This window comes from Bradyrhizobium sp. Kon10 (genome assembly GCF_055807395.1).
In genome coordinates this window covers 1-22,131 of record NZ_JBVVOZ010000008.1, presented here as the reverse complement: position 1 = coordinate 22,131, position 22,131 = coordinate 1, and the positions used below count along the sequence as shown (strand labels likewise).

Below are 22,131 nucleotides of genomic sequence, written 5' to 3'. Positions count from 1 at the left end.
GCCTTACTTATTGGAGATCGCGAGGAGGATCGCATGGGCACGCTCACTGTCACGGCGAAGGGACAGGTTACGCTGCGGAAGGACCTCCTGGAGCACCTCGGTGTGCATCCGGGCGACAAAATCTCGATAGAAAAGCTTCCTGGGGGGCGAGTTGAGGTGAAAGCGGTTCGGCCGACCGGAAAGATTTCGGATGCCTTCGGCTTCCTGAAGGGAAAAACGAACGGTCGATCGCTGTCGATCGAAGAGATGAATGAGATTATTGCTGACGGCTGGGCCGGCAAGCGATGAAGATAACAGCCGACACCAACGTCCTGATACGGGTTCTGGTCGGGGACAATGCCGAACAGAGCAAGGCGGCGGAAGCCGTTCTCAAGAAGGCAGAGGTAGTCGCTATCTCGATCTCCGCATTGTGCGAATTAGTCTGGGTCCTCTCGCGAGGCTACCGAACTTCCACTGTGAATATCGCGGCTTCGATCCGGCACTTGATCAGTGCCTCCAATGCGGTCGTCGACCGGCCGGCAGCCGAAGCAGGATTGGCGCTCCTCGATGCCGGAGGCGATTTCGCCGATGGCGTCATCGCCCACGAAGGCAACTGGCTAGGAGCCGATACCTTCGTGTCCTTCGACAAGAAGGCCGTGAAACTGATCGAGGCAAGCGGCGGATTGGCTCGGGTGGCTGGCACCACATGACGCGAGGATAATTCGTAGATACACTCAGCAGATCGTCGATGAACGGCGGACGGTTCTGCATGTTTCGATCATTGCTGACAGCTTTTGCATTTTTCGGCTGGCTGACTACGCCTGCCCTCACCCAGCAGCCACCTCAGCGCAGCGAATGCCTGGCGATGGCGAATGCCGCACCCCGCGCCATGCCGGCCGCCTTCCGGCAGGCGGCGAATGCGGCCGAGGTCGAGATCACCTATGCCGGCCACTCGACCTATTTCATCGACACACCGGGCGGCGTGCGGATCGCGACAGATTATAGCGGGGCATATCAGGTTGGGCGGTTGCCCGACGTCGTCACCATGAACCGTGCCCATAGCACCCACTACTCTCTGTCTCCGGACAAGCGGATTGCCCATGTGCTGCATGGCTGGGGCGAAGACGGCAAGCCCGCCGTCGTTTCGGAACGCATCGGCGACACCTTCATCCGCAACGTCACGACCGACATCCGCCGCTATTTCGGCGACGATTCCGGCACCGACATGATCCGCGACGGCAACTCCATCTTCATCTTCGAGGTCGCGGGCCTCTGCATCGGCCATCTCGGCCATCTCCACCACAAACTCGACGACAGCCATTTCGCCCAGATCGGGCGGCTCGATATCGTGATGGTGCCGATCGATGGCACGTATACAATGTCGCTCGACGGCGTCTCGGAAATCACAAAACGGCTGCGCGCCTCGATAGTGCTGCCGATGCACCGCTTCGCCACCCCGCTCGACGAATTCATGCGCCTGATCGGCCAGCAGTTCGAGATCGACCGCCGCACCGAGCGCAGTTTCCGCATATCGCGCGACGCGCTGCCGACGACGCCGACGGTGATCATCCTCGACGGCGTGTGATCCAGACGAGACCGGAACCCAAGACCATTCGCAGACTTGATTGCTTCGATTGTCGTCTGGATCGGAGCAATCATGAGTAGAAAACTCCTGGTCATTGGTTCGTTCGCGGCCATTTACCTGCTGTGGGGTTCCACCTACCTCGCGATCGCGTTGGGCCTGAAATCCATTCCGCCCTTTATCCTGATGGCACTTCGCTCGTTCTGCGGCGGCATCGTCTTGCTCGCCGTCAGCGGGCGCGAGATCGCGAGCGCCTCGTTGGGGACGTGGTTGCAGGCGGGCCTGTGCGGATTGTTGTTCTTCGTCGGCTGCCATGGCGTACTCGCTTTCGCCCAGCAATCGGTTCCGTCCGGCGTGGCAGCCATCGTCCTGGCAACCATCCCGTTCTGGATTCTGCTGATCGATCTCGTGTTCCCAACCGTCCGGCGTCCGAAGCCCATTGCATTGTTCGCGCTGGTGCCCGGCTTCTTCGGTGTCGGCCTGGTCGCCTGGCAAAACGTCAAGCTGGCCGGCATTAGTATCCTTCCCATCATCTGGCTGCTCGCCTCAGCCTTGTCGTGGTCGATCGGCACCGTCCTGTCCCGACGGATGTCGGACCAGGCTCCGCCGACGCTGCTTTCAGGTATGCAGCTGTCGATCGGCGGCGTCGTCTTGTTCGCGCTCAGTTGGCTGACAGGTGAGTTCGACAGCTTCAGGCCCGGCGATGTCTCGATGATTTCAATTGCAGCCGCGCTGTGGCTCATCATCTTCGGCAGCGTGATCGGGTTTACGGCCTACAATTGGCTGCTGGAGAACGTTTCGACATCGCTGGTGTCGACCTATACCTTCGTCAATCCGGTCATTGCCGTGATGCTCGGAACTCTTCTGCTCGGCGAGCCGTTTTCACGGGCCAGCTTGCTTGGCGCAGGCCTGGTGATCGTATCCGTCATCGTGATTTGGCGCGCTGAACGGTCGAGCGATTCGCGCGCGCACGAGGCGGTCGACCGAGGCACGAGGCATTTGTCATTGCACAAAACCTGACAGCAATTGACGGCAATTTTCTCCAAGACGGCCGCGGCCGACCGGTGCTGATCTTCCCTCGACAATGGAGATTGGCATGACAGGCTTTGCGAAATTGCTGCACGCGGACGGACCGAATCCCGAGCATGCGCAGGCATTGCAGCTTTACGGCCGTTTCATCGGCGACTGGGATGCCGAGATCACGGCTCACGGACCTGACGGGACGAAGCACATCGCCCCCGGCGAAATCCATTTCGGCTGGGTGCTGGAAGGCCGCGCCGTCCAGGATGTCTGGATCATCCCGCGCACCGCCGGCGCTCCGGCTTTTCCGCTCGCCGGCAACTGGTACGGCACGACGTTGCGGGTCTACGACCCGGCCATCAATGCGTGGCGAATATCCTGGTTCGATCCTGGTCGCAGCGTGTTCCGCCAGCAGATCGGCCGTCCGCGTGGCCAGGATATCGTGCAGGAAGGGACGACCGAATCCGGCGACCTGACGCGCTGGAGCTTTACCGAGATCACCGACGGCTTCTTCCATTGGCTTGGCGAGCTCAAGCCGGCCGCTGCAACCGATTGGCGGCTGGTGGTCGATGTGCAGGCGAAACGGTACGAAACCTGACCCTCGCTCCCGTGTGCTCGGGGTGACAGGCGCCGTTGCACAGAGCGCGCTGCTGCGCGCGACGACAAGATGTTAGGCTCCCTTCACAAAGAACATGAGGGGAGCGAACGCCAATGGCTGCAAGCGGTCTGCCTGGCAACGCTTGGCGGCCCTATGTCGAGACCTGCATCGAGGCGTTCGGACCGACGCGGGCGATGTTCGAGAGCAACTTCCCGCCGGACAAGGGCCAGTGCAGCTATCAGGTGATCTTCAACGCCTTCAAGCGCATCGCCACTCCTCTGCGTGAAGCGGAGAAGACGGCGCTTTTCTCGCAGACCGCCATCAATGTCTACCGGCTCGAGCTCCCGTCTTGACGCGAAACAGGGGCCGGGACGTTAGTCCCGCCCCCTCTTCCGTCGTGGCCGCTGGGAAGCGTCCTGGAAATGGCTAGCCGGCACCCATCAGCGTCGCGGGACGGCGCTCGCCGGGCGAGAGGAACATCCGCTTGAGCTTGTTGACGACGCGGACCATGAAGCCGATCAGCGCCGGGTTGGTCTTGCGGCAGAAAGCGATCTTCTTGACGTGGCCCTCGACATGCCATTTGGCGTGCGCGCCATCGCGGAAGAAGATCACGTCGCCGACGCCGTAGCGCTTCGGCGCCATACCGTCGCTTTCGAGCACGATCGATCCTTCCAGGATCATGATGGTCTCGTCGAAATCATAGTACCAGTTGAAGCGGCCTTCGGTGCAGGACCAGATGATGGTCGAGGCGGTGCCGTCGGCGCTGGTCGAGAGGATGTGCGAGCGCGAGACCGGGTTACCCTCGATGACCCAGGCCGGCTCGATCGGCCGCAGCTCCAGATCCACATTGCAACTGGCGATTTCAATCAATGAGCGCGACATCTGCTTCCCCAGGACAGGATAAAACACGGTCGGGCGGGGCCCGGATTATTTCAAAAGATGTGCGGAACCGTAGTAGCCGGTTTTTAATTCTTTCTTACGCTGGGCTGCGAAAATCAGCCGCAAGTTGCATGTAGCGACGGCCTAACGCTGCGATTTGCCTCAGATTCCTGCATATGAACCCATCTTTTCCGGGGTGCGACAAAATGCACGAAGCAACCAGGAAGGCCGCGCCGATGCCCCTTAGCCCGGAGAGCCTGAGCGCCTGAGCGCCAACAGCGAGGTCGTCGCATGGCTTGGGACCTTCGATCTCTCCTTCGAGCCGGATGAAGAGCCCTGGTTTGCCATCGACGGCATCGAAAAGCCTCGCCAGATCGCCAGCGACGCCTCCGGCGGCGCCTTCGTGCTGCGCCCGGCGCTGGATGTTCTCTACGTCTCGTCGGAAGGCCGCGCCGGGGTCATCGCCGAGGATTTCGAAGCGTTCATCCAGCTCGTCGTCGCCTGCCCCTATTGGCTGGACATCCTTAAATTCTCCGCGGGCGGCGACCTGGCCGAGATGCGGCGCGCGGCCCGCGCGCTGGAGGCGACGCTTGATGACCAGGATGAGGTCAACCAAGCCCGCGAGGAAATCCGCGGTGCGCTCAACCTGCCGGAGCCGGACGATCCGGTTGGCGCGCTCTATGAGGCGGTCGCGGCGTCCGACGCCATCGTGCGGACCACCGACGGCAGCCCGTTCACGACGCTATTCAACCGCTTCAGCATCGACAGCAATCCGATGCTGCGCAACGCGGCGGCATGAAGGCGACACGCTGGAGCAAATGTCTAGGAAAGACTGTCGCCGGATGCTTACCTCTCCCTACGGGAGAGGTGAAGGAAGTTACTTCGCCCACTCGCCCTTGCGGAACACCGGCTCCTTGCTGCCGTCGGCCAAAATGCCGTCGATGTCGGTCTCGACCGAACCGATCATCCAGTCGATGTGGATCAGGCTCTGGTTGCCGCCCTGCGCCGCGATCTGCTGCGGCGTGAGCTGCGCGCCGTTGACGAAGCACTTCGAATAGCACTGGCCGAGCGCGACGTGGGACGCCGCATTCTCATCGAACAGCGTGTTATAGAACAACAGCCCGCTCTGCGAGATCGGCGAGGAATGCGGCACCAGCGCCACTTCGCCGAGACGCCGCGAACCCTCATCGGTGTCGAGCACCTTGTTCAGCACCTCGGCGCCGCGGGACGCCTTGGCGTCGACGATCCTGCCGTCCTCGAAGCGCACCGCGATGTTGTCGATCAGCGTGCCCTGGTAGGACAGCGGCTTCGAGCTCACGACGTGACCTTCGACGCGCCGGCAATGCGGCGTGGTGAAGACCTCTTCGGTCGGGATATTGGCGTTGCAGCTGATGCCGTTCTTCGACAACGAGGCGCCGCCCTCCCATTCATGGCCGTCAGCGAGTCCGATGGTGAGATTGGTGCGTGGACCGGTGTAATGCAGCGCGCGGAAGCGCTTGCCGTTCAGCCAATTGGTGCGCTCACGCAGCACCGCGTTGTGGCTGGCCCAATTGCCCATCGCATCCTCGCGGTCGACGCGGGACGCCGCGAAGATCGCATCCGCGAGCTTGCCGATTGCGACCTCTTCGGAATCGTCGGGGAATACCTGCTTGGCCCAGGACGGGCTCGGATAGGCGATGATGTTCCAGTTGGTGTCGAAATTGACGATCTTTTCCAGCGCCGGCTGATAGGCCATGGAATTGGCCTTGCTCGCGCGCGCCACCTTCGAGGGATCCTCGTTCGACAGCAGCATTGGATTGTCGCCGACGATCGCAAGCCGCGCCGTGTTCTCCGAGAACGCCTTCGCCATGCCCTCGTAGAGCCAGCCGGCGGCGCGATCGAAGCTGTTGTCGTGACCGTGGCGGTAACGCGCCAGCGTCATTTCCTCGTCGGAGAGGATCGGGGTCACAATGCCGGCGCCGGCCTTGTAGGCGTGCGCGGCGATCCGGCGCACCAAAGGCAGCGCAATCGCCGGTGCCGTCAAAAGAAGGTCCTGTCCCGGCCGCAAGCCCAGTCCCACCTTCACCGCCACTTCGGCCAGCCGGTCGAGCTTCACGGGATCGATGGGAGTTGCGGAATTGCGTTGCTCGGTCATGCCGGGTCCTTTGTCGAAAATCTCTCGTTCAATCTAAGTCTAGCATCCCACGGCGCAAGTACGCGAGCACCTTGAGATGTGCAGAAGCTACGCGGTTTCACGCATTTTGGTTTTCAACGCGTTGCCGATTTCAGCACCCGGTCGACCATGGCGGGCGCAAGGCCAAGGTAATTTTTCGGTGAAGTCAGCGCCTCGATCCCTGCGCGATCGATTCTGGCGGTGACGCGCGGATCGGCCGACAGCGCATCGGCAAGGCTCATGCCCTTCTCATTGGCGAGCCGGCAGGCGTCATAGACCACGTCATGGGCTTCCTGCCGCCCGATCTGCGGCGCAAGTCCCATCATGACCGCTTCGGCCACAATCAGGCCGCGGCTGACGGCGAGATTGTCATTCATCTTGGTCTCGTCCACGATCAGCCCGCCAAGCGCGAACTTGGCCTGGTGCAGGGAGCCTGCGGTCAGCACGAAACTTTCGGGGATCGCCATCCATTCGGCGTGCCATGGGCCGGTGGCGCGCTCGAAATCCTGCACCATGGCGTCCAGCATGAGGCCGGCGTGCTGGCGCACCGCCTTGGACGCGGCCAGCATCAGCTCCGAGGAGATCGGGTTGCGCTTCTGCGGCATGGTCGAGGAGGCGCCGCGGCCCTTGACGAAGGGCTCGTAGACCTCGGCGAATTCGGTCGAGGCCATGATCATGATATCGAGCGCGATCTTACCGAGCGAGCCGGTGACGAGCGCGAGGAAGTTCACCGCCTCGGCAAAGCCGTCCCGCGCGACATGCCAAGTCGAGGCGGGAACGCCGAGCTTCAGTTCGGCGCAGAGCGCCTCCTGCACCTCAAACCCCTTGTCGCCGAGCGAAGCCAGCGTGCCCGCCGCGCCAGCGAACTGGCCGACCAGGACGCGCGGCTTCAATTGCGCCAGCCGCTCGGCGTGGCGGTCGAACATCGTGAGCCAGATCGCGGTCTTGTAGCCGAACGTCACCGGCAATGCCTGCTGGAGATGGGTGCGGCCGGCCATCGGCGTGTCGCGATGGCGCCTGGAGAGGTCAGCCAGGATGTTGCGGAGCTCGGCGAGATCCTTCTCGATGATTTCGAACGCTGCGCGCAGCTGCAGGACCACGGCGGTGTCCATGATGTCCTGCGTGGTCGCGCCCCAATGCACGTAGCGGCCGGCCTCGCCGCATTGCTTCACCATCTGGTGCACCAGCGGCAGGATCGGATAGCCGACAACGTCGGTCTCCTGCCGCAACAGCTCGAAATCGAATGCGCTCACGTCAGTCCGCGCCGCGATCTGCTCGGCGGCGTCCCGCGGGATCACGCCGCATCGAGCCTCCGCCTTCGCCAGTGCCACTTCGACCTCGGCGTAACGTGCCACCAAAGCGACGTCGGAAAACACCTCGCGCATCTGCGGCGTGCCGAAGGCGTCGCGGAACAGAATGGAATCGAGCACGGTGGTCGAAGCGGAAAAGGCGGGCATGGGCGTTTCTTCGTGGTTAGAGCTTTGCGGAGGATGCAGATTACGCGAGATGTCCGGCGGAGCAATCAACAACCACCTATCGCCACATATGCTTCGCTTCGCCGCTTGCTCACAATGACGGAGAGGGGCAGCTCGTTGGCAATCCAACCGAAACGGCGGCCGATATCCGTGCTGGCGGCGAGCCACATGTTCAGCGTGCATCTCGGCATCTCGAAGGGTTTCGGCGGGCAGGGATGGCGTAATCGGCGCCGCGCGCGCTATTTGGCTTTGGCCTGCATCGGTTTCACTAGCGGCACTTGTGCCTATTCCTTGTCGGCGCGGGGGCCATTGAGATCGCCGGTCAGGCCGACGAGCTGGCCGGGCTGGGCGTCGAGGGTCTGCTGCCATGTCTGGGTCTGGCGTAGCAGCTTGATCAGGCAGCCCTTGAGCTTGAGGCGATCGCCGGATTCCCGCCACAGTGCATGACGCCGCCCTTGCTGAGACCGCTCTCGCGCGCGATGGCATCGAGCGTCAGCCGGCCGGGTCCGTCGCGCGCAATGACCCTGATCGCGGCTTCGAGCGCGGCGTTGCGCGAGCGTTCGGAGCGCGTGGCATTGTCCATGGCGGACTTGTCTCCATCACGGGACAATGAATCAAGTGAAAACAGGACGCGCTGTACATTTTTTGTGCGAACACTGTCGAGACTTTCATCTTGCGGCGCAGAACGAGACCATGTGAGCCTCGATGCTGGATGGAGACTGGGATGGGCCGGCCGTCGCTTCGCGCGCGAGGACGTTGCGAAGCGGTTACGGCTGGTCTCGCTTGAGAAAGATACGACATGCCGAAACGAGTGTTGCTTGGTGTCCTTCTGGCTTGCGGCGTCACCGCCTCGGCGCTGGCGCAAGAGCCGAAAATGGGAGGCGCGATCAACGCCGTGATCCAGCCCGAGCCGCCGAGCCTGATGCTTGCGATGGTCCAGAACGGCCCGATCCAGATGGTATCGGGCAACATCTTCGAAGGCCTGCTGCGCTACAGCCCCAAGCTCGAGCCGCAGCCGGAACTCGCGGAGAGCTGGAGCATCAGCGAGGACGCCAAGACCTACACGTTCAAGCTCAGGAAGGGCGTGACCTGGCACGACGGCAAACCCTTCACATCCGCCGACGTGCTGTTCTCGATCGAGATGCTGAAGCAGACCCACGCGCGTGCCCGCAACAATCTGGTGCAGGTCGACAAGGTCGAGGCACCCGACGATTACACCGTGGTGTTCACGCTGAAGCAGCCATTCGGGCCGTTCCTCGGCATCTTCGAGGTCGGCTCGATGCCGATGGTGCCGAAACATCTCTATGAGGGCACCGACTGGAAGACCAACCCCTACAACAACGCGCCGGTCGGCACCGGCCCCTTCATGTTCAAGGAATGGCAGAAGGGCTCGTTCATCCGCCTGGTCAAGAATCCGAACTACTACGAGAAGGGAAAGCCCTATCTCGACGATATCTACTGGCAGGTCATCCCCGACGCCGCCGCGCGCTCGGTGGCTTACGAGACCGGCAAGGTCGACGTGCTGCCCGGCGGCTCGGTCGAGAATTTCGACGTGCCGCGGCTCTCGAAGCTGAAGGACACCTGCGTCACCGGCGCGGGCTGGGAGTTCTTCTCGCCGCTGGCCTGGCTGTGGCTCAACAATCGCCAGGGTCCGCTCGCGGACAAGCGGGTGCGACAGGCGGTGATGTACGCGATCGACCGCGATTTCGCCAAGGACGTGATCTGGAACGGGCTCGGCAAGGTCGCGACGGGCCCGTCGGCCTCGACCATCAAATACTACACCGACGACGTGCCGAAATATCCCTACGATCCCGCGAAGGCCAAGGCGCTGCTGAAGGAAGCCGGCTACAAGGGCGAGAAGATCCGCATCTTGCCGCTCGCTTACGGCGAGACCTGGCAGCGCTGGGGCGAGGCCGTGAAGCAGAATCTCATGGATGTCGGCATGAACATCGAGACGATCTCGACCGACGTTGCCGGCGGCAACCAGAAGATCGGCGATTGGGACTACGACATCGCCTTCACCTATCTCTACCAATATGGCGATCCAGCCCTCGGCGTCGGCCGCAACTACGTCTCCAGCGCCATCGCCAAGGGCCAGGTCTTCAACAATGTCGAGGGCTACTCCAATCCCGAGATCGACAAGTTGTTCGCCGACGGCGCGGTCGCAACGCCGGATTCCAAGCGCAAGGAGATCTACGAGAAGGCGCAAAAGATCCTGGTCGAGGACGTGCCGGTGGCCTGGATGCTGGAGCTGCAATTCCCGACCATCATGCGTTGCAACGTCAAGAACCTGATCACCACGGGGATCGGGGTCAATGACGGCTTCAAGGACGCATGGCTCGAGAAGTGAGGGCGTGCGCTCCGAACTCCCCTTACCCCTCCCGCTTGCGGGAGAGGTCGCTTCGCTCGAAGAGCGTAGCGGGTGAGGGTTCTCTCCTCCTGGCAATCCCTCTGCGGAAGCACCCCCTCCCCTGCCCTCCCCCGCAAGCGGGAGAGGGAGCGCACCGTCGCCGCGGCCGCGACCACCCCGACTTCATCCCTATTTGATCATGCTCTCCTTCGTCGCTCAACGTGTCGTGAAAGGCGTGATCGTGCTGCTCGCGATCGTCGTTCTCAATTTCTTCCTGATCCGGCTGGCGCCCGGTGACCCCGCCGTCGTGATGGCCGGCGAGGCCGGCGCCAGTGACCAAGTCTTCGTCCAGCAATTGCGGGAAAAGTTCGGCCTCGACAAGCCGCTGCCCGAGCAGCTCTTCATCTATATCAAGGGCATCGCTAATCTCGACCTCGGCTTCTCGTTCCGCCAGCAGGCGCCGGTGTCGAAGCTGATCATGGAACGGCTGCCGGCGACGCTGCTGTTGACGCTCACGGCATTCGCGATTTCGCTCGTCCTCGGCGTCCTCTTCGGCACCTTCGCCGCGCGTTTTGCCGGAACTTTCCTCGACACCGCCATCACCGTGTTTGCACTGATCTTCTACGCCATGCCGATCTTCTGGGTGGCGCTGATGGGAATCCTGCTGTTTTCGGTCACGGTCGATTGGCTGCCGAGCTTCGGCTACGAGACCGTCGGCGCCAACCTCACCGGCCTTGCCCATATCATCGACGTCGCCAAGCATCTGATCATGCCCGCGATGACGCTCGGCCTGTTCTTCATGGCGACCTACACCCGCATGACGCGTGCCTCGATGCTGCAGGTGCAGCGGCTCGACTTCGTCAAGACCGCGCGCGCCAAGGGCCTCTCCGACGCCGTGATCCAGCGCCGCCACGTGCTGCGCAACGCGCTGCTCCCCGTCGTGACGCTTGCCGGCGTGCATGCCGGCACGCTGATCGGCGGCGCCGTCATCACCGAAACCGTGTTCGCCTGGCCCGGCATCGGGCGTCTGATGTACGACGCGCTGTTGCAGCGGGATTACAATCTGCTGCTCGGCGTGTTCGTGACCTGCTCGGTCATGGTCCTGATCTTCAACCTCATCACCGACCTGGTCTATCGACTGGTCGATCCGCGCATCGAATACGCCACATGAAACATTTCTGGAAATCGATGCTGAAGAGTCCGAGCGGTGTCATCGGCCTCGTCATCCTGCTGCTCGCGATATCAGTCGCGGTGTTCGGGCCGCTGCTGTTCCCGAACTCACCCTGGCGGATGGTGCAGCGGCCTTTCCTGCCGCCCTTCACGCTCTCGACCGTGCCGCTCGGCACCGACGCGCTCGGCCGCGACATCTTTGCCGGCATGATCTTCGGTGCGCGGGTGTCGCTGCTGGTCGGCCTCATCTCGACGTTGGTGGCGCTGATCGTCGGCGTACCGATCGGCGCGATGGCCGGCTATTTCGGCGGCCGGGTCGACGACGCCCTGATGCGCTTCACCGAATTCTTCCAGACCATTCCGAGCTTCGCGCTCGCGATCGTGCTGGTCGCGATCCTGCAGCCCTCGATCTATTCGATCGTGACCTCGATCGCGGTGGTGAGCTGGCCGCCGGTCGCCCGCCTCGTCCGTGGCGAAGTGCTGTCGCTGCGGACGCGGGAATATGTCCAGGCGGCCGTGGTGACCGGCCAGAGTAACAGCTGGATCATCCTGCGCGAGATCCTGCCCAATGCGCTGTCGCCGGTGATCGTGCTGGCCTCGCTGATGGTCGCGACCGCGATCCTGCTGGAATCCTCGCTGTCGTTCCTCGGCCTCGGCGATCCCAATCTGATCTCCTGGGGCTACATGGTCGGCGCCGGCCGCACCGTGGTCCGCCAGGCCTGGTGGATCACCGTGTTTCCCGGCGTCGCCATCCTGATCTCGGTGCTCGGCCTGAACCTGATCGGCGAAGGCCTCAACGACGCGCTCAATCCGCGGCTGTCGCGGGAGGGGCGCTGATCATGACCGCGCCGCCCGCCGTTTCCATCACGAACTTGCGGATCGCACTGCCCAAAGGCGCCGAACGTCCTTTCGCGGTCGACGGCGTCTCGCTGGATCTGCGACCGGGCAAAATCGTCTGCGTCGTTGGCGAGTCCGGCTCCGGCAAATCGATGTGCGCGCATGCGCTGATGGGCCTGCTGCCTGATACGGTCGACATCGCCTCCGGCGAGATCCAGTTCGAAGGCCGCGACCTGCTCAAGCTCGATGACAACGGCTGGCGCGATTTGCGCGGCCGCCGGCTCGCGATGATCTTCCAGGAGCCGATGACCGCACTCAATCCGTTGATGCGGATCGGCGACCAGATGGCCGAGATGTTCGAGGCCCACGGCCTGCTCACGCCGAAGGAGCGCCGCGCCAAGGCCCTGTCGCTGGCACGCGAGGTCGGCCTGCCCGACCCCGAGCGCATCGTGCGCGCTTATCCGCACCAGCTCTCCGGCGGCCAGCGCCAGCGTGCCATGATCGCAATGGCGCTCGCGCTCGAACCGGCCGTGCTGGTCGCAGACGAGCCGACCACCGCGCTCGATGTCACGACGCAGGCGCAGATCCTCAAGCTGATCCGCAACCTTCAGCGCAACCGCAACATGGCGGTGATGTTCATCACCCACGATTTCGGCGTGGTCGCCGACATCGCCGACCAGGTCGTGGTGCTCAGGCACGGCAAGGTCGTCGAGGAAGGCCCGGCCAGCGCCGTCTTCAACAATCCGCAGCACGACTACACCAAGGCGCTGCTCGCCGCCGTGCCGACCATGGACCCGCCGGCGCGCGCGCCGCTCGACGATCGGGCCAAGGCCGTCGAGGTGATCGGGCTGGACAAGACCTACGTCACCTCCGGCGGCTGGTTTCGCGAGGACCGCCGCGTCGATGCCGCACGCGAAGTCAATTTCACGATCCTCAAGGGTGAGACGCTCGGCCTGGTCGGTGAATCCGGCTCCGGCAAATCGTCGGTGGCCCGTCTCGTCATGCGGCTGATCGAAGCCGACCGCGGTACGGTGCGGATCGGCGACACCGATCTCACCCGGCTCGCGGGCAAGGCGCTGCGAGCCGAGCGCCATCGCATCCAGATGATCTTTCAGGATCCGTTCGCCTCGCTCAATCCGCGCCGCAAGATCGGCCACATCATTGCCGACGGCCCGATCGCGGCCGGTACAGATCCAAGAATGGCGTTCGAGCGCGCCCGCGATCTCCTCAAGATGGTCGGGCTGGACGCCGGCGCGCTCGACCGCTATCCGCATGAATTCTCCGGCGGCCAGCGCCAGCGCGTCGGCATCGCACGCGCACTCGCGCTGGAGCCCGAGATCATCGTCGCCGACGAAGCCGTCTCCGCGCTCGACGTCTCCGTACAGGCACAGGTCTTGAGGCTGCTCGAAGACCTCAAGGCACGCCTCGGCCTCTCGATGCTGTTCATCACCCATGATCTTCGCGTGGCGGCGCAAATCTGCGACCGCATCGCGGTCATGCAGCGTGGCGTTATTGTCGAGATGAAGCCGACGGCTCAGCTCTTCGCAATGCCCGAGCATCCCTATACACGCGAGCTGCTGGCAGCGGTGCCGGGACAGAAGGAACGCGCGCCGGCAGCGTAGGTCAGCTGGTCGCGGCTCTACTTGGTCCGAGGATTCGTGTTGTTCCAGGTCGGGACTGAATTGGTCACACCGACGGAGGGCTGATTGGACGTTCCGACCGACGGCGCCGTCACCGTCCCGACAGTCTGCCCAGAACTTCCAAACGTCCCTTGCTGTACCGGTGCTCCGGTGCGCCCGCTGGTGCTGCTCTGTGCAGGCGTCCCCGACGTTTGCGCGTTCACAGCGGACGGTGCAGCAGCGAATCCGAGCGCGACGAGTGCCGCAATGGAGCGTTTCGTTCTTGTCATGGCTGATCCTCTCGGGTGCGATCTCTCAATCGCGACGGCCGTTCGTCAAGGCGAACCACTCGTGCACTGAGTAAACTGACAACTCCACCCGCGCGAAAATGTGCCCCCATGCCGCCCCGACGTGGGGCTCAACACTTCATCACGATGCTGCGAAGCGCGTCCGGGCGGATAGATGATCGGCACATCGTCAAGGTATCCCGCTCCGCCCCAGGAACGGAATAGTCACGAGCTTTTTATCCCTCGTGACCGCCTGCGCGGCTGCGCGGCCCGAGCCGGCACCCCACATACGAATAGAATGATTTCCATCATCTCATGATGGATCGAGGATTTATTGGAGCCGACATGGGCCAGATTATTCAGTTTGTCTCGAAATCCGAGCGCGAGCGCATTCGCCTCATTCAGGAAGCGCGTGCGATTTATGACAGCATTTTCCCGTCGACTGATCCGGCCGGCGAGCAGCCGGGCGGAGCCAGTGCGCGCCAGAACGACAGGGGCAACCTCGCGTGATCAAGATCATTGCCGTGCTCTGCAATCTTGCCTCACCGGCGAGTTGTCACGAGCAGATCGTCACCACGTCGGACTTCGCCGATGTCTCGATGCAGTCCTGCCTGATGGGCGCGCCGCAGTTCGCGGAGTGGATGACCCAGTATCCAGCCGAACGGCTGGCTGGATGGGGCTGCGTGATGGGTCAGCAGGGCGGCCGAGGCGCCTGAGGTGAGAGACCGCGGGTCTCTCCTCATCTGACGGGCGGGTTGGTGTTGCTCCAGGTCGGGACTGAGTTGGTCACGCCGACAGATGGCCAGTTATAAGTTCCGATCGAAGGTGCCGTAACCGTCCCGACCGACTGGCCCGACGACCCGTAGGCGCCGGGCTGCGGCGCGGTCACTCCGGGGCTTCTATAGGTTGGGGCCACGACGGTCGTCGTCGAATGCCTGCTGGATCTGTGCCGCTTGGCTTCAGCCGCAAAGGGGGCCACCACCAGCCCGATGGTGATGCACGCCGCGATGGCGAGCCTGGTTGCCGTCATGGCTCATCCTTTCCTGATGCGAGGCGTCCATTGGCCGGACAGCCTCCGTAGACGCCGAGCTTACAACGCCATCTGTGCGGAAATGTGCCGAATGCCGACAAGCCGAGCATCACTGCCGCTTCGGATAAATGGATTGAACGACATCTCCCGACAGGGGCAGCTTGAACACGGGCCTGCGATTTCCTTCGCTGACGCTCGACCGGCGCGGACACACTAGCACGATCATGTCTGCCTTCGGATCGACCCGAATCAGCGTTACTGCATTCACCTCGACGACGTCGCGTATCGAGGTGAGATGACGGGCACTGAACTGAAGCAATTGCGGGCCGACCTGTCCGAGGTGCTCGGCCGGGAGCTCACGGTCGCCGACATGGCAAAGCTGTGTGGCCTGCCGGCGGCGACCGGCGCCGTCACGATCAGGCGCTGGGAAGTGAGCGGTCCGACCGTGGCGGCGACCAAAGTGCTTCAAGTGCTCGCGATGGCGAGCGAGCGCTATCCGATCATGGAGAAATTCGACGTCTTCGACCGCCACGACGTGCGCGAGGAAGACCGGCCCGCAAAGCGCGCGGCGTTCCGCGAGCAGATGCGCGACGAGGCGCGGCGGCGTCTTGGTTAATGAAAGCCGCGCGCAGGTTACGCGACGCCTCTCGAATTAAGTCTTCCTTCAGCATTTCTTAAGCGGCCATTAAGCACAAAAAGCATTTGCAGCCCAACAAGTTAGGTTGGGGGCCGCCGTGCCATGGATGTGACAGCATTTTCGTCAAAAGCGAGCTATCTGCAAAACCAACGACGGCGCTGAAAGCGCGCCTGCCGGGGACAAAGTGTTGGAGTTCAAGACTATGAAGAAGATTCTGTTTGCGACCGCGGCGCTGCTCGTGCTGGGCGCGGCTGCGCCGGCCGTCGGCGCCGATCTCGGTGCCCGGCCCTATTACAACAAGGCTGCGCCGGCCTATGCCGCGCCGATCTACAACTGGACCGGATTCTATATCGGTGCGCATGTCGGCGGCGCGTTCTCCAGCGACAACAATTTCAACGGCCTCTCCACCGGCAACAACGGCAACGGCCGTTTCCTCGGCGGCTTGCAGGCCGGCGCGGACTGGCAGCTCAACCCGAACTTCGTGGTGGGCGCCGAAGCCCAGTATTCCTGGCTCTCCGGCAATGTCGGCGCGGTGTTCCCGGGCGGTGTCGCCTACACCAACGACCAGCGCGGCCTCGGCTCGATCACCGGCCGGGTCGGCTACACCTGGGGTCCGGGCCTGCTCTACGTGAAGGGCGGCTACGCCTATTCCGACAACAACGAGAAGGTGACCGTCGGCGGCGTGCCGGCCGCCTTCGTCATCACTGGCGATCACCGCAACGGCTACACCGTCGGCGCCGGCCTCGAGTACATGTTCGCCCCGAGCTGGTCGGCCAAGGCCGAGTACCAGTATTACAATTTCGGCGACGCGCACTTCACGGGCGGCCCGCTGGCAGGCACCGGCAACTTCACCACCGACGACCACACCATCAAGGCGGGCGTCAACTACCGCTTCAACTGGGCAAACTCGACCGTCGCGCGCTACTGATCGCGCGTCACGATCTGTTCACCATCAAGGGCCGGCCCCGTTTGCCGGCCCTTTCTTTTTTCGTTGTGCTTTTTTCGTTCTGCGGAACTGGCACAAGCAATTGGGCAACTTGCGATTTTTTAACCCGCCCCGGACATACTCCGCGCCGAAAACAAGAGAGTGCGGGTGTGGGGGAATTTCGATGGCGATCCGTCTGAGCCTTGGTCGTTTCAAGCCTCGTTTCAAAATGCCGAAAATGGGCCTGCGCGGTAGCCTGTTCGCGGCCTTCGCGGTGATCGCGGGTATGGCCCTGGTGATCGCAGCCGGCGCCGGCCTGGTGTTCAACCATCTGGGCTCGACCATGATGGATCTGAGCGGCCGCGACATTCCGCGGCTCTCCGCAAGCCTTCAACTCGCCTCGCAAAGCGCAACGCTCGCCGCGCAGGGTCCGGGCGTGCTGGCGTCGCCCACCGACGAGGCGCTGAACGAGCGCACCAAGAAGGTGCAGGAGATCCAGCAGCTCGCCATGGCCAAGCTCGGCGAGATCATCGAGCTCGGCGCCGACAAGCAGATCGCGACCGCGCTCCGCGACAACGCCAAGAGCATCGACGAGGCGACGCAGAGCCTGGTATCGGCCGCACGCGAGCGGCTCGACACCGGCGCACTGCACGACAAGCAGTATGAAGCGCTGCGCAAGGCGCAGCTCGCCTTCGTCGGCGCGGCCGGCCCCGCGATGCTGGATACGCAGACGCGGCTGAACGCCATCCTCGGCGCCGTCGACCTCGCCGCGGACGATGCCACCGAAGCGGCCCGCACGGTCGCCCAGATCTCGACGGTCTCGGCCAACGGCAATCTGATGGCCGCCGACATGATGGCGGCGCTTTCGGCCAACAACAGCGACACGCTGGAGGCGATCGAGAAGGAGTTCAAGACGACGCGCGATCGCGTCAAGTCGAACCTCGAGGACCTGCCGAACATCCCTTCGATGCAGGCGGTGCGCGATACCATCCAGAAACTGTTCGCCTTCGGCGAGGGCAAGACCGGCGTGTTCAAGATCCGGCAGAAGGAGCTCGACTCGATCGACTACGGCCAGACCATTCTGGACGAGACCCGCAAGCTCAATGTCGGCCTCGGCATCAGCGTGCAGCAGCTCGTCGACGGCGTGCAGAAGGAGACCAACGCGTCGACCTTCCAGGCACGGCAGGAGATATCGCTCGCGACCACGGCAATGCTGGCGCTGGGTGCGCTGACGCTGGTGGGCTCGGCGCTGTTCGTCTGGCTCTATGTCGGCCGCAGCATCCTGCGGCGGATCCGCGAGCTCCAGCGCGCGATGCAATTGCTCTCGGCCGGCGACCTCGACACCGAGATCGTCCGCTCCAGGCAAAATGACGAGATCGGCGCGATGAAGGAGACGCTGACCGTGTTCCGCGACAGCATGATCGAGGCCCGGGCGCTTGCGAGCGAGCAGGACAAGGATCGTGTCGCCAAGGCCGAGCGGGCCGCGCATATGGAGGCGAAAATCGCCGAGTTCGAGGGCGCGATGCGGTCCGCACTCGACAATCTCGCGCAGTCGGCCAACTCGATGCAGTCGACCGCACAGAGCATGTCGACCACAGCCGACCAGTCCAACGCGCTGGTGAATGCGGTGGCTTCGGCCGCCGAGGAGACCTCGGTCAACGTGCAGACCGTCTCATCCGGCACCGAGCAGCTGTCGTCCTCGATCGAGGAGATCAGCAAGCAGGTGGTGACCTCGGCCGCGATCGCCAGGAAGGCGGTCGACGAGGCCGGCGCCACCGACGCCACGATGCAGACGCTTGCCGACAGCGCGAGCCGCATCAGCGTCGTGGTCGACCTGATCCAGACCATCGCGTCGCAGACCAATCTGCTCGCGCTCAACGCCACCATCGAGGCGGCGCGCGCGGGCGAAGCCGGCCGCGGTTTCGCGGTGGTCGCCTCCGAGGTGAAGAGCCTCGCCAGCCAGACCGCCAAGGCGACGGAGGAAATCCGTACCCAGATCGCCAGCATGCAGCAGGTCACGACCTCTGCCGTCGGCGCCATCCAGGGCATCGGCCGCATCATCGGCGAGATCAACGACGTGACCACGACGATTGCAGCGGCCGTCGAGGAACAGGGCGCGGCCACCCGGGAGATCGCCCGCAACATCCAGCATGCGGCCGGCGGCACCAGCGAGGTCTCGAGCAACATCGTCGGCGTCTCGACGGCCTCGGCCGAAGCGGGTGCTGCGGCCAGCGAGGTGCTGGGCGCATCAGATGCGCTCCGCCGCGAGGCCGACATGCTGCGCGGGGAGATCGACGCGTTCCTCAACAACATGCGGGCGGCGTAAGCGCCGTTCCGCAGCCCGGATTGCGCTACGAAGCGTAATCCGGACTGAGGACATCAGAACAGGAAAAGCCCGAGAACACCGAAGTTGATCCGCGGGCTCCCTCCCTCCTTTGCCGGGCCGGGAGCCGCCCTTCTGCAAAAAAATCGAAAACAACCCCATGCACAGTAGCCGGGGCACTGAACTCATTGGACTAATGCTCCTCGGCCGGCGACACGCATCGGCTGCGCGCGTGCGTCGTTGACTCGTCGGGCAAAACACTGGCAGAATGGCAAAATCGAAAGTTCGTCACACCCGCGCGGAGCAGTCCGCCGCGGGTTTTTTTATGTCGGAGCACAGATTGCCATGATCAAAGTATCGCCGTCATCCACCGCAGTCAGCAACACCACCCTAGCAGTGAAACCAGGATCGGATTTGGATAGCTGGCCCCGCTGGATTCGTGAGGCGCTTGCAATCCAGCTTGGGAGCACAGCGATCGCACACCCCGATGTCGAAACGGCGCCAGCGCGCGTCGATCCTGGGAGCGTACGAATTCTAAGTCGCGCGCCGTCCTCACCTAGCAGGCCTTGATTAGGAAAAGCTTCTGTCGATTGTTGCGCGCACTGTCGCTGCAACCCGTCTCTCACTTACGGGGTGCAGTCCAGTAGTGTTGCTAGGATACCCGCTAGAATTACGGAATTACGGTGACAGTGCACTTAATTACCGCCAGAGCTCAATCGTCCTCCGGTGCCGACGGCTTGGGCCCGCGCTTGGCCGGCTTGAGGAGACGCCCGGTCTGGCGCTCGATGCGGGCGATGAAGCGGCTGTCTCCCAGCGGTCGGCCGATGCTCTCTGCGGCACGCAGTGCGCCGAACAGATCCGCCTCCGGTTCGGTTGCCAGCAGATCGGCGAAGTCCGGGAAGCGATCGCGGATCGGCGCCAGCGCGGTCAGGCCATCGTCCTTGCCGCGCAGATGCGCGCGCGCGCTCGACCAGCGCCAATCCTGCGCCCGCGCGACCAGCCGCGCCCGCACCGGGTTGAGCGACACGTAGCGTAGCGCCGCCGCGAGATGCTGTTCGTCCATGGCGACGGCGCCGAACCGCCCTTGCCAGAAATGTCCGCTGCGCTTGCGTCGCGCCTGGATGGTTCCGGCATAGCTGCGATGCACGCGGGCCAGCGCACGGCGCAGCCCGTCGGGATCGGATGGCACCAGGATGAGATGCACGTGGTTGGGCATCAGGCACCAGGCCCACACCTCGACCCCGGCGCCTTTGCAATTTTCGGCAAGCAGCTCGCGATACAGCGCATAGTCGCCGTCCTCAAAGAACGTGCGCGCCCGGCCATTGCCGCGCTGGGTGACATGGTGGGGATGGCCGGGGATGACGACACGAGCAAGACGAGCCATGCCGCATCATGCCAGCCGAACCGGGCCGGCGTCAATTTAGTGCACTGTCACCGTAATACGCCTGGATGGTTCCGGCATAGCTGCGATGCACGCGGGCCAGCGCACGGCGCAGCCCGTCGGGATCGGATGGCACCAGGATGAGATGCACGTGGTTGGGCATCAGGCACCAGGCCCACACCTCGACCCCGGCGCCTTTGCAATTTTCGGCAAGCAGCTCGCGATACAGCGCATAGTCGCCGTCCTCAAAGAACGTGCGCGCCCGGCCATTGCCGCGCTGGGTGACATGGTGGGGATGGCCGGGGATGACGACACGAGCAAGACGAGCCATGCCGCATCATGCCAGCCGAACCGGGCCGGCGTCAATTTAGTGCACTGTCACCGTAATAGTAATAAATTCTGACGGGAGATTTCAACAAGCACACCACGACGTCAGCACAGATCCGTTGGCGCGCGTACGGGACGACCGGATCTCCAGATATTTCCATCTATACCTACGGCTGGATCGATCACCGCGGTCGAGACCAGTGAGGTTCAGCCTCGACCGCCGCTTAACCACGATATCGGACCTGTAGCCGGGAATGGAGCGCGGCGAAATCCGGGCTACGGAAAACTGCCGGAATGACGGCTATGCGGGCCGCTTTAGCGTCCTTTTTCGGCTGGCGCGCCGTGGCGAGCGGGTTTAAGCCGGTGGCATGAACGCAAAAACCGATATCGCGCAGTCCTCCGCCGAGGCCCTGCGCTACCCTTGGGAGCAGCATCCCGGTCCCGAAGAGGTCGTGGAGGTGCGGCCCGGCGTGTTGTGGGCGCGGCTGAAGCTGCCGTTCCGCCTCAACCACGTGAACATCTACCTGCTCGCCGACGGCGACGGCTACGCGATGGTCGATGCCGGCTTCGGCAACGAAGAGTCGATCGAGGCCTGGACAAAACTGTTCGACGGTCCGCTGAAGGGCGTTCACATCACGCGGCTGATCGTGACGCATTCGCATCCCGACCATGTCGGCCTCGCGGGCTGGATCGTCGAGCGGTTCAATTGCCCGTTGGTGATGTCGCAGGTCGAGTATCTGCAATCGGTCTATCACCAGAACCGCGGCACCGAGGAACGGCGCGAGGCGCAGCGGCTGTTCTTCCGCCGCCACGGCATGGACGAGTCGCTCACCGAAAAACTGCTGGGCCGCGGCCAGGATTATCTCAAGCGGGTCTCCGTGTTGCCGCCATCCTACCGCCGCATCTCGCATGGCAACGAGGTCGTGATCGGCGCGCGTCGCTTCAAGGTGATCACCGGCGGCGGGCACGCGCTCGACCAGGTGATGCTGTATTGCGCCGACGACAAGCTGTTCCTCTCCGCCGACCAGGTGCTGAGCAAGATCTCGCCCAATGTCAGCGTCTGGGCAGTCGAGCCCGACCAGAATTCGCTCGGCGAATATCTGGCCTCGCTTGCGAGCCTCACCACGACGCTGCCCTATGATTTGCTGGTCCTGCCCGGACATGGGGTCCCGTTTTACGGGCTGAAGACCCGCATCAAGCAGCTCGCCGATCACCACGAGGAGCGCTGCCGCCTGATCGCGGAAGCCTGCCGCGAGGTGCCGCAGACCTCGCGCGCATTGGTGCCGGTGGTGTTCAACAAGCATGTGCTGGACGAACACCAGATGGGCTTTGCCGCCGGCGAACTGGTCGCACACGTCAACTACATGATCGTCGAGGGCAGGCTCACAGCCGAGACACAGGACGGCGTGCTGCGCTTCAGGACGACGTGAGGGCTCACTTCACCTCGCTTGCGGGGCAGGGCAGTCGCATGTGGCATTTTGGACGGTGTGAGCGCGCGCCTCGTCCTTCGAGACGACCGCTTCGCGGTCTCCTCAGGATGAGGCTAAGCGGCAATCGGAG

23 protein-coding genes and 2 pseudogenes are annotated in these 22,131 nt (G+C 63.4%); 17 read left to right on the top strand and 8 right to left on the bottom strand.

Translation table 11 applies throughout. The annotated features are described in order from the left end of the window. Positions 1–33 precede the first annotated feature (33 nt). From AC0L2O_RS13745 to AC0L2O_RS13720, 6 genes and pseudogenes are all read left to right on the top strand, one after another. Complete coding sequence (locus AC0L2O_RS13745; protein WP_369720656.1) at positions 34–288, top strand: AbrB/MazE/SpoVT family DNA-binding domain-containing protein; 255 nt, start codon at positions 34–36, stop codon at positions 286–288. Then, positions 285–689 carry a type II toxin-antitoxin system VapC family toxin gene (locus AC0L2O_RS13740; RefSeq protein WP_369720655.1) on the top strand — a complete coding sequence of 135 codons (405 nt, stop codon included), beginning with the start codon at positions 285–287 and terminating at the stop codon, positions 687–689. Before AC0L2O_RS13745 ends, AC0L2O_RS13740 begins: the two co-directional genes overlap by 4 nt. A 59-nt stretch (positions 690–748) precedes the next feature. Then, positions 749–1,564: an MBL fold metallo-hydrolase gene (locus AC0L2O_RS13735; protein WP_473370089.1), complete on the top strand. Its 816-nt coding sequence runs from the start codon at positions 749–751 to the stop codon at positions 1,562–1,564. A 72-nt stretch (positions 1,565–1,636) separates the two neighbouring features. Next, on the top strand, positions 1,637–2,581 hold the full coding sequence (locus AC0L2O_RS13730; RefSeq protein WP_473370088.1) for an EamA family transporter: 945 nt from the start codon (positions 1,637–1,639) through the stop codon (positions 2,579–2,581). A gap of 76 nt (positions 2,582–2,657) precedes the next feature. Next, complete coding sequence (locus tag AC0L2O_RS13725; RefSeq protein WP_473370087.1) at positions 2,658–3,179, top strand: hypothetical protein; 522 nt, start codon at positions 2,658–2,660, stop codon at positions 3,177–3,179. 140 nt (positions 3,180–3,319) lie between these two features. Further along, positions 3,320–3,532, top strand: a pseudogene (locus AC0L2O_RS13720) (amidohydrolase family protein); the annotation flags it as partial. A gap of 73 nt (positions 3,533–3,605) precedes the next feature. Here AC0L2O_RS13720 and AC0L2O_RS13715 read toward each other — a convergent pair. Next, positions 3,606–4,061 carry a cupin domain-containing protein gene (locus AC0L2O_RS13715; RefSeq protein ID WP_369720652.1) on the bottom strand — a complete coding sequence of 152 codons (456 nt, stop codon included), beginning with the start codon at positions 4,059–4,061 and terminating at the stop codon, positions 3,606–3,608. Between the two features lie 400 nt (positions 4,062–4,461). Here AC0L2O_RS13715 and AC0L2O_RS13710 point away from each other — a divergent pair, with 400 nt between their 5' ends. Next, positions 4,462–4,857 (top strand): hypothetical protein, encoded by a 396-nt coding sequence (locus AC0L2O_RS13710; protein WP_473370086.1) that lies wholly within the window; start codon positions 4,462–4,464, stop codon positions 4,855–4,857. 78 nt (positions 4,858–4,935) lie between these two features. Here the strand turns inward: AC0L2O_RS13710 and AC0L2O_RS13705 are convergent, their stop codons facing one another. The 3 genes and pseudogenes from AC0L2O_RS13705 to AC0L2O_RS13695 form a co-directional block, all read right to left on the bottom strand. Continuing rightward, on the bottom strand, positions 4,936–6,192 hold the full coding sequence (locus tag AC0L2O_RS13705; protein WP_473370085.1) for an aminopeptidase: 1,257 nt from the start codon (positions 6,190–6,192) through the stop codon (positions 4,936–4,938). Between the two features lie 113 nt (positions 6,193–6,305). Next, the gene (gene pcaB, locus AC0L2O_RS13700; RefSeq protein WP_473370084.1) at positions 6,306–7,667 is read right to left on the bottom strand and encodes a 3-carboxy-cis,cis-muconate cycloisomerase; all 1,362 of its coding nucleotides are present in this window, start codon (positions 7,665–7,667) and stop codon (positions 6,306–6,308) included. A 457-nt stretch (positions 7,668–8,124) separates the two neighbouring features. Continuing rightward, a pseudogene (locus AC0L2O_RS13695) lies at positions 8,125–8,268 on the bottom strand (TetR family transcriptional regulator); the annotation flags it as partial. A 216-nt stretch (positions 8,269–8,484) separates the two neighbouring features. Between AC0L2O_RS13695 and AC0L2O_RS13690 the strand changes: the two are divergent. The 4 genes from AC0L2O_RS13690 (at position 8,485) to AC0L2O_RS13675 (ending at position 13,664) form a co-directional block, all read left to right on the top strand. Then, entirely contained in the window at positions 8,485–10,035 is a 1,551-nt protein-coding gene (locus AC0L2O_RS13690) for an ABC transporter substrate-binding protein (RefSeq protein ID WP_473370083.1), read from the top strand. Between the two features lie 199 nt (positions 10,036–10,234). Beyond that, positions 10,235–11,206: an ABC transporter permease gene (locus AC0L2O_RS13685; protein ID WP_473370082.1), complete on the top strand. Its 972-nt coding sequence runs from the start codon at positions 10,235–10,237 to the stop codon at positions 11,204–11,206. Continuing rightward, on the top strand, positions 11,203–12,042 hold the full coding sequence (locus tag AC0L2O_RS13680) for an ABC transporter permease (protein ID WP_473370081.1): 840 nt from the start codon (positions 11,203–11,205) through the stop codon (positions 12,040–12,042). The genes AC0L2O_RS13685 and AC0L2O_RS13680 overlap by 4 nt, the downstream gene beginning before the upstream one ends. Before the next feature lie 2 nt (positions 12,043–12,044). Then, the gene (locus AC0L2O_RS13675; protein ID WP_409191593.1) at positions 12,045–13,664 is read left to right on the top strand and encodes an ABC transporter ATP-binding protein; all 1,620 of its coding nucleotides are present in this window, start codon (positions 12,045–12,047) and stop codon (positions 13,662–13,664) included. Positions 13,665–13,681: 17 nt separating this feature from the next. Here the strand turns inward: AC0L2O_RS13675 and AC0L2O_RS13670 are convergent, their stop codons facing one another. After that, positions 13,682–13,951: a hypothetical protein gene (locus tag AC0L2O_RS13670; protein WP_409191592.1), complete on the bottom strand. Its 270-nt coding sequence runs from the start codon at positions 13,949–13,951 to the stop codon at positions 13,682–13,684. Positions 13,952–14,293: 342 nt separating this feature from the next. Here AC0L2O_RS13670 and AC0L2O_RS13665 point away from each other — a divergent pair, with 342 nt between their 5' ends. After that, positions 14,294–14,458 carry a hypothetical protein gene (locus tag AC0L2O_RS13665; RefSeq protein ID WP_409191591.1) on the top strand — a complete coding sequence of 55 codons (165 nt, stop codon included), beginning with the start codon at positions 14,294–14,296 and terminating at the stop codon, positions 14,456–14,458. Beyond that, positions 14,455–14,664 carry a hypothetical protein gene (locus AC0L2O_RS13660; protein WP_473370080.1) on the top strand — a complete coding sequence of 70 codons (210 nt, stop codon included), beginning with the start codon at positions 14,455–14,457 and terminating at the stop codon, positions 14,662–14,664. The genes AC0L2O_RS13665 and AC0L2O_RS13660 overlap by 4 nt, the downstream gene beginning before the upstream one ends. A gap of 23 nt (positions 14,665–14,687) precedes the next feature. Here AC0L2O_RS13660 and AC0L2O_RS13655 read toward each other — a convergent pair whose 3' ends face one another. Beyond that, positions 14,688–14,978 carry a hypothetical protein gene (locus AC0L2O_RS13655; RefSeq protein WP_369720642.1) on the bottom strand — a complete coding sequence of 97 codons (291 nt, stop codon included), beginning with the start codon at positions 14,976–14,978 and terminating at the stop codon, positions 14,688–14,690. Between the two features lie 295 nt (positions 14,979–15,273). On the opposite strand from AC0L2O_RS13655, the gene AC0L2O_RS13650 reads away from it, so the two are divergent. The 3 genes from AC0L2O_RS13650 (at position 15,274) to AC0L2O_RS13640 (ending at position 18,866) form a co-directional block, all read left to right on the top strand. After that, positions 15,274–15,594: a hypothetical protein gene (locus AC0L2O_RS13650; protein ID WP_369720641.1), complete on the top strand. Its 321-nt coding sequence runs from the start codon at positions 15,274–15,276 to the stop codon at positions 15,592–15,594. Positions 15,595–15,817: 223 nt separating this feature from the next. Further along, positions 15,818–16,543, top strand: coding sequence for an outer membrane protein (locus AC0L2O_RS13645; RefSeq protein ID WP_473370079.1), 726 nt, complete (start codon positions 15,818–15,820; stop codon positions 16,541–16,543). Between the two features lie 181 nt (positions 16,544–16,724). Then, entirely contained in the window at positions 16,725–18,866 is a 2,142-nt protein-coding gene (locus tag AC0L2O_RS13640; RefSeq protein ID WP_473370078.1) for a methyl-accepting chemotaxis protein, read from the top strand. Between the two features lie 709 nt (positions 18,867–19,575). On the opposite strand, the gene AC0L2O_RS13635 is transcribed toward AC0L2O_RS13640, so the two are convergent. Together AC0L2O_RS13635 and AC0L2O_RS13630 are read right to left on the bottom strand one after the other, a co-directional pair. Continuing rightward, the gene (locus AC0L2O_RS13635; protein ID WP_473370077.1) at positions 19,576–20,247 is read right to left on the bottom strand and encodes a transposase; all 672 of its coding nucleotides are present in this window, start codon (positions 20,245–20,247) and stop codon (positions 19,576–19,578) included. Between the two features lie 31 nt (positions 20,248–20,278). Further along, on the bottom strand, positions 20,279–20,575 hold the full coding sequence (locus AC0L2O_RS13630; RefSeq protein ID WP_473370076.1) for a transposase: 297 nt from the start codon (positions 20,573–20,575) through the stop codon (positions 20,279–20,281). Between the two features lie 364 nt (positions 20,576–20,939). Between AC0L2O_RS13630 and AC0L2O_RS13625 the strand changes: the two genes are divergently transcribed. Next, positions 20,940–22,001 (top strand): MBL fold metallo-hydrolase, encoded by a 1,062-nt coding sequence (locus AC0L2O_RS13625; RefSeq protein ID WP_473370075.1) that lies wholly within the window; start codon positions 20,940–20,942, stop codon positions 21,999–22,001. The last annotated feature ends 130 nt before the right edge of the window (positions 22,002–22,131 follow it).

Coding starts and splice junctions, on each gene's coding strand:
- AC0L2O_RS13625 (WP_473370075.1), top strand. CDS start 20,940: ATGAACGCAAAAACCGATATCGCGCAGTCCTCCGCCGAGGCCCTGCGC.
- AC0L2O_RS13715 (WP_369720652.1), bottom strand. CDS start 4,061: ATGTCGCGCTCATTGATTGAAATCGCCAGTTGCAATGTGGATCTGGAG.
- AC0L2O_RS13645 (WP_473370079.1), top strand. CDS start 15,818: ATGAAGAAGATTCTGTTTGCGACCGCGGCGCTGCTCGTGCTGGGCGCG.
- AC0L2O_RS13670 (WP_409191592.1), bottom strand. CDS start 13,951: ATGACAAGAACGAAACGCTCCATTGCGGCACTCGTCGCGCTCGGATTC.
- AC0L2O_RS13640 (WP_473370078.1), top strand. CDS start 16,725: ATGGCGATCCGTCTGAGCCTTGGTCGTTTCAAGCCTCGTTTCAAAATG.
- AC0L2O_RS13740 (WP_369720655.1), top strand. CDS start 285: ATGAAGATAACAGCCGACACCAACGTCCTGATACGGGTTCTGGTCGGG.
- AC0L2O_RS13735 (WP_473370089.1), top strand. CDS start 749: ATGTTTCGATCATTGCTGACAGCTTTTGCATTTTTCGGCTGGCTGACT.
- AC0L2O_RS13675 (WP_409191593.1), top strand. CDS start 12,045: ATGACCGCGCCGCCCGCCGTTTCCATCACGAACTTGCGGATCGCACTG.
- AC0L2O_RS13730 (WP_473370088.1), top strand. CDS start 1,637: ATGAGTAGAAAACTCCTGGTCATTGGTTCGTTCGCGGCCATTTACCTG.
- AC0L2O_RS13680 (WP_473370081.1), top strand. CDS start 11,203: ATGAAACATTTCTGGAAATCGATGCTGAAGAGTCCGAGCGGTGTCATC.
- AC0L2O_RS13685 (WP_473370082.1), top strand. CDS start 10,235: ATGCTCTCCTTCGTCGCTCAACGTGTCGTGAAAGGCGTGATCGTGCTG.
- AC0L2O_RS13705 (WP_473370085.1), bottom strand. CDS start 6,192: ATGACCGAGCAACGCAATTCCGCAACTCCCATCGATCCCGTGAAGCTC.
- AC0L2O_RS13665 (WP_409191591.1), top strand. CDS start 14,294: ATGGGCCAGATTATTCAGTTTGTCTCGAAATCCGAGCGCGAGCGCATT.
- AC0L2O_RS13745 (WP_369720656.1), top strand. CDS start 34: ATGGGCACGCTCACTGTCACGGCGAAGGGACAGGTTACGCTGCGGAAG.
- AC0L2O_RS13725 (WP_473370087.1), top strand. CDS start 2,658: ATGACAGGCTTTGCGAAATTGCTGCACGCGGACGGACCGAATCCCGAG.
- AC0L2O_RS13635 (WP_473370077.1), bottom strand. CDS start 20,247: ATGGCTCGTCTTGCTCGTGTCGTCATCCCCGGCCATCCCCACCATGTC.
- pcaB (WP_473370084.1), bottom strand. CDS start 7,667: ATGCCCGCCTTTTCCGCTTCGACCACCGTGCTCGATTCCATTCTGTTC.
- AC0L2O_RS13690 (WP_473370083.1), top strand. CDS start 8,485: ATGCCGAAACGAGTGTTGCTTGGTGTCCTTCTGGCTTGCGGCGTCACC.
- AC0L2O_RS13630 (WP_473370076.1), bottom strand. CDS start 20,575: ATGGCTCGTCTTGCTCGTGTCGTCATCCCCGGCCATCCCCACCATGTC.
- AC0L2O_RS13650 (WP_369720641.1), top strand. CDS start 15,274: ATGACGGGCACTGAACTGAAGCAATTGCGGGCCGACCTGTCCGAGGTG.
- AC0L2O_RS13655 (WP_369720642.1), bottom strand. CDS start 14,978: ATGACGGCAACCAGGCTCGCCATCGCGGCGTGCATCACCATCGGGCTG.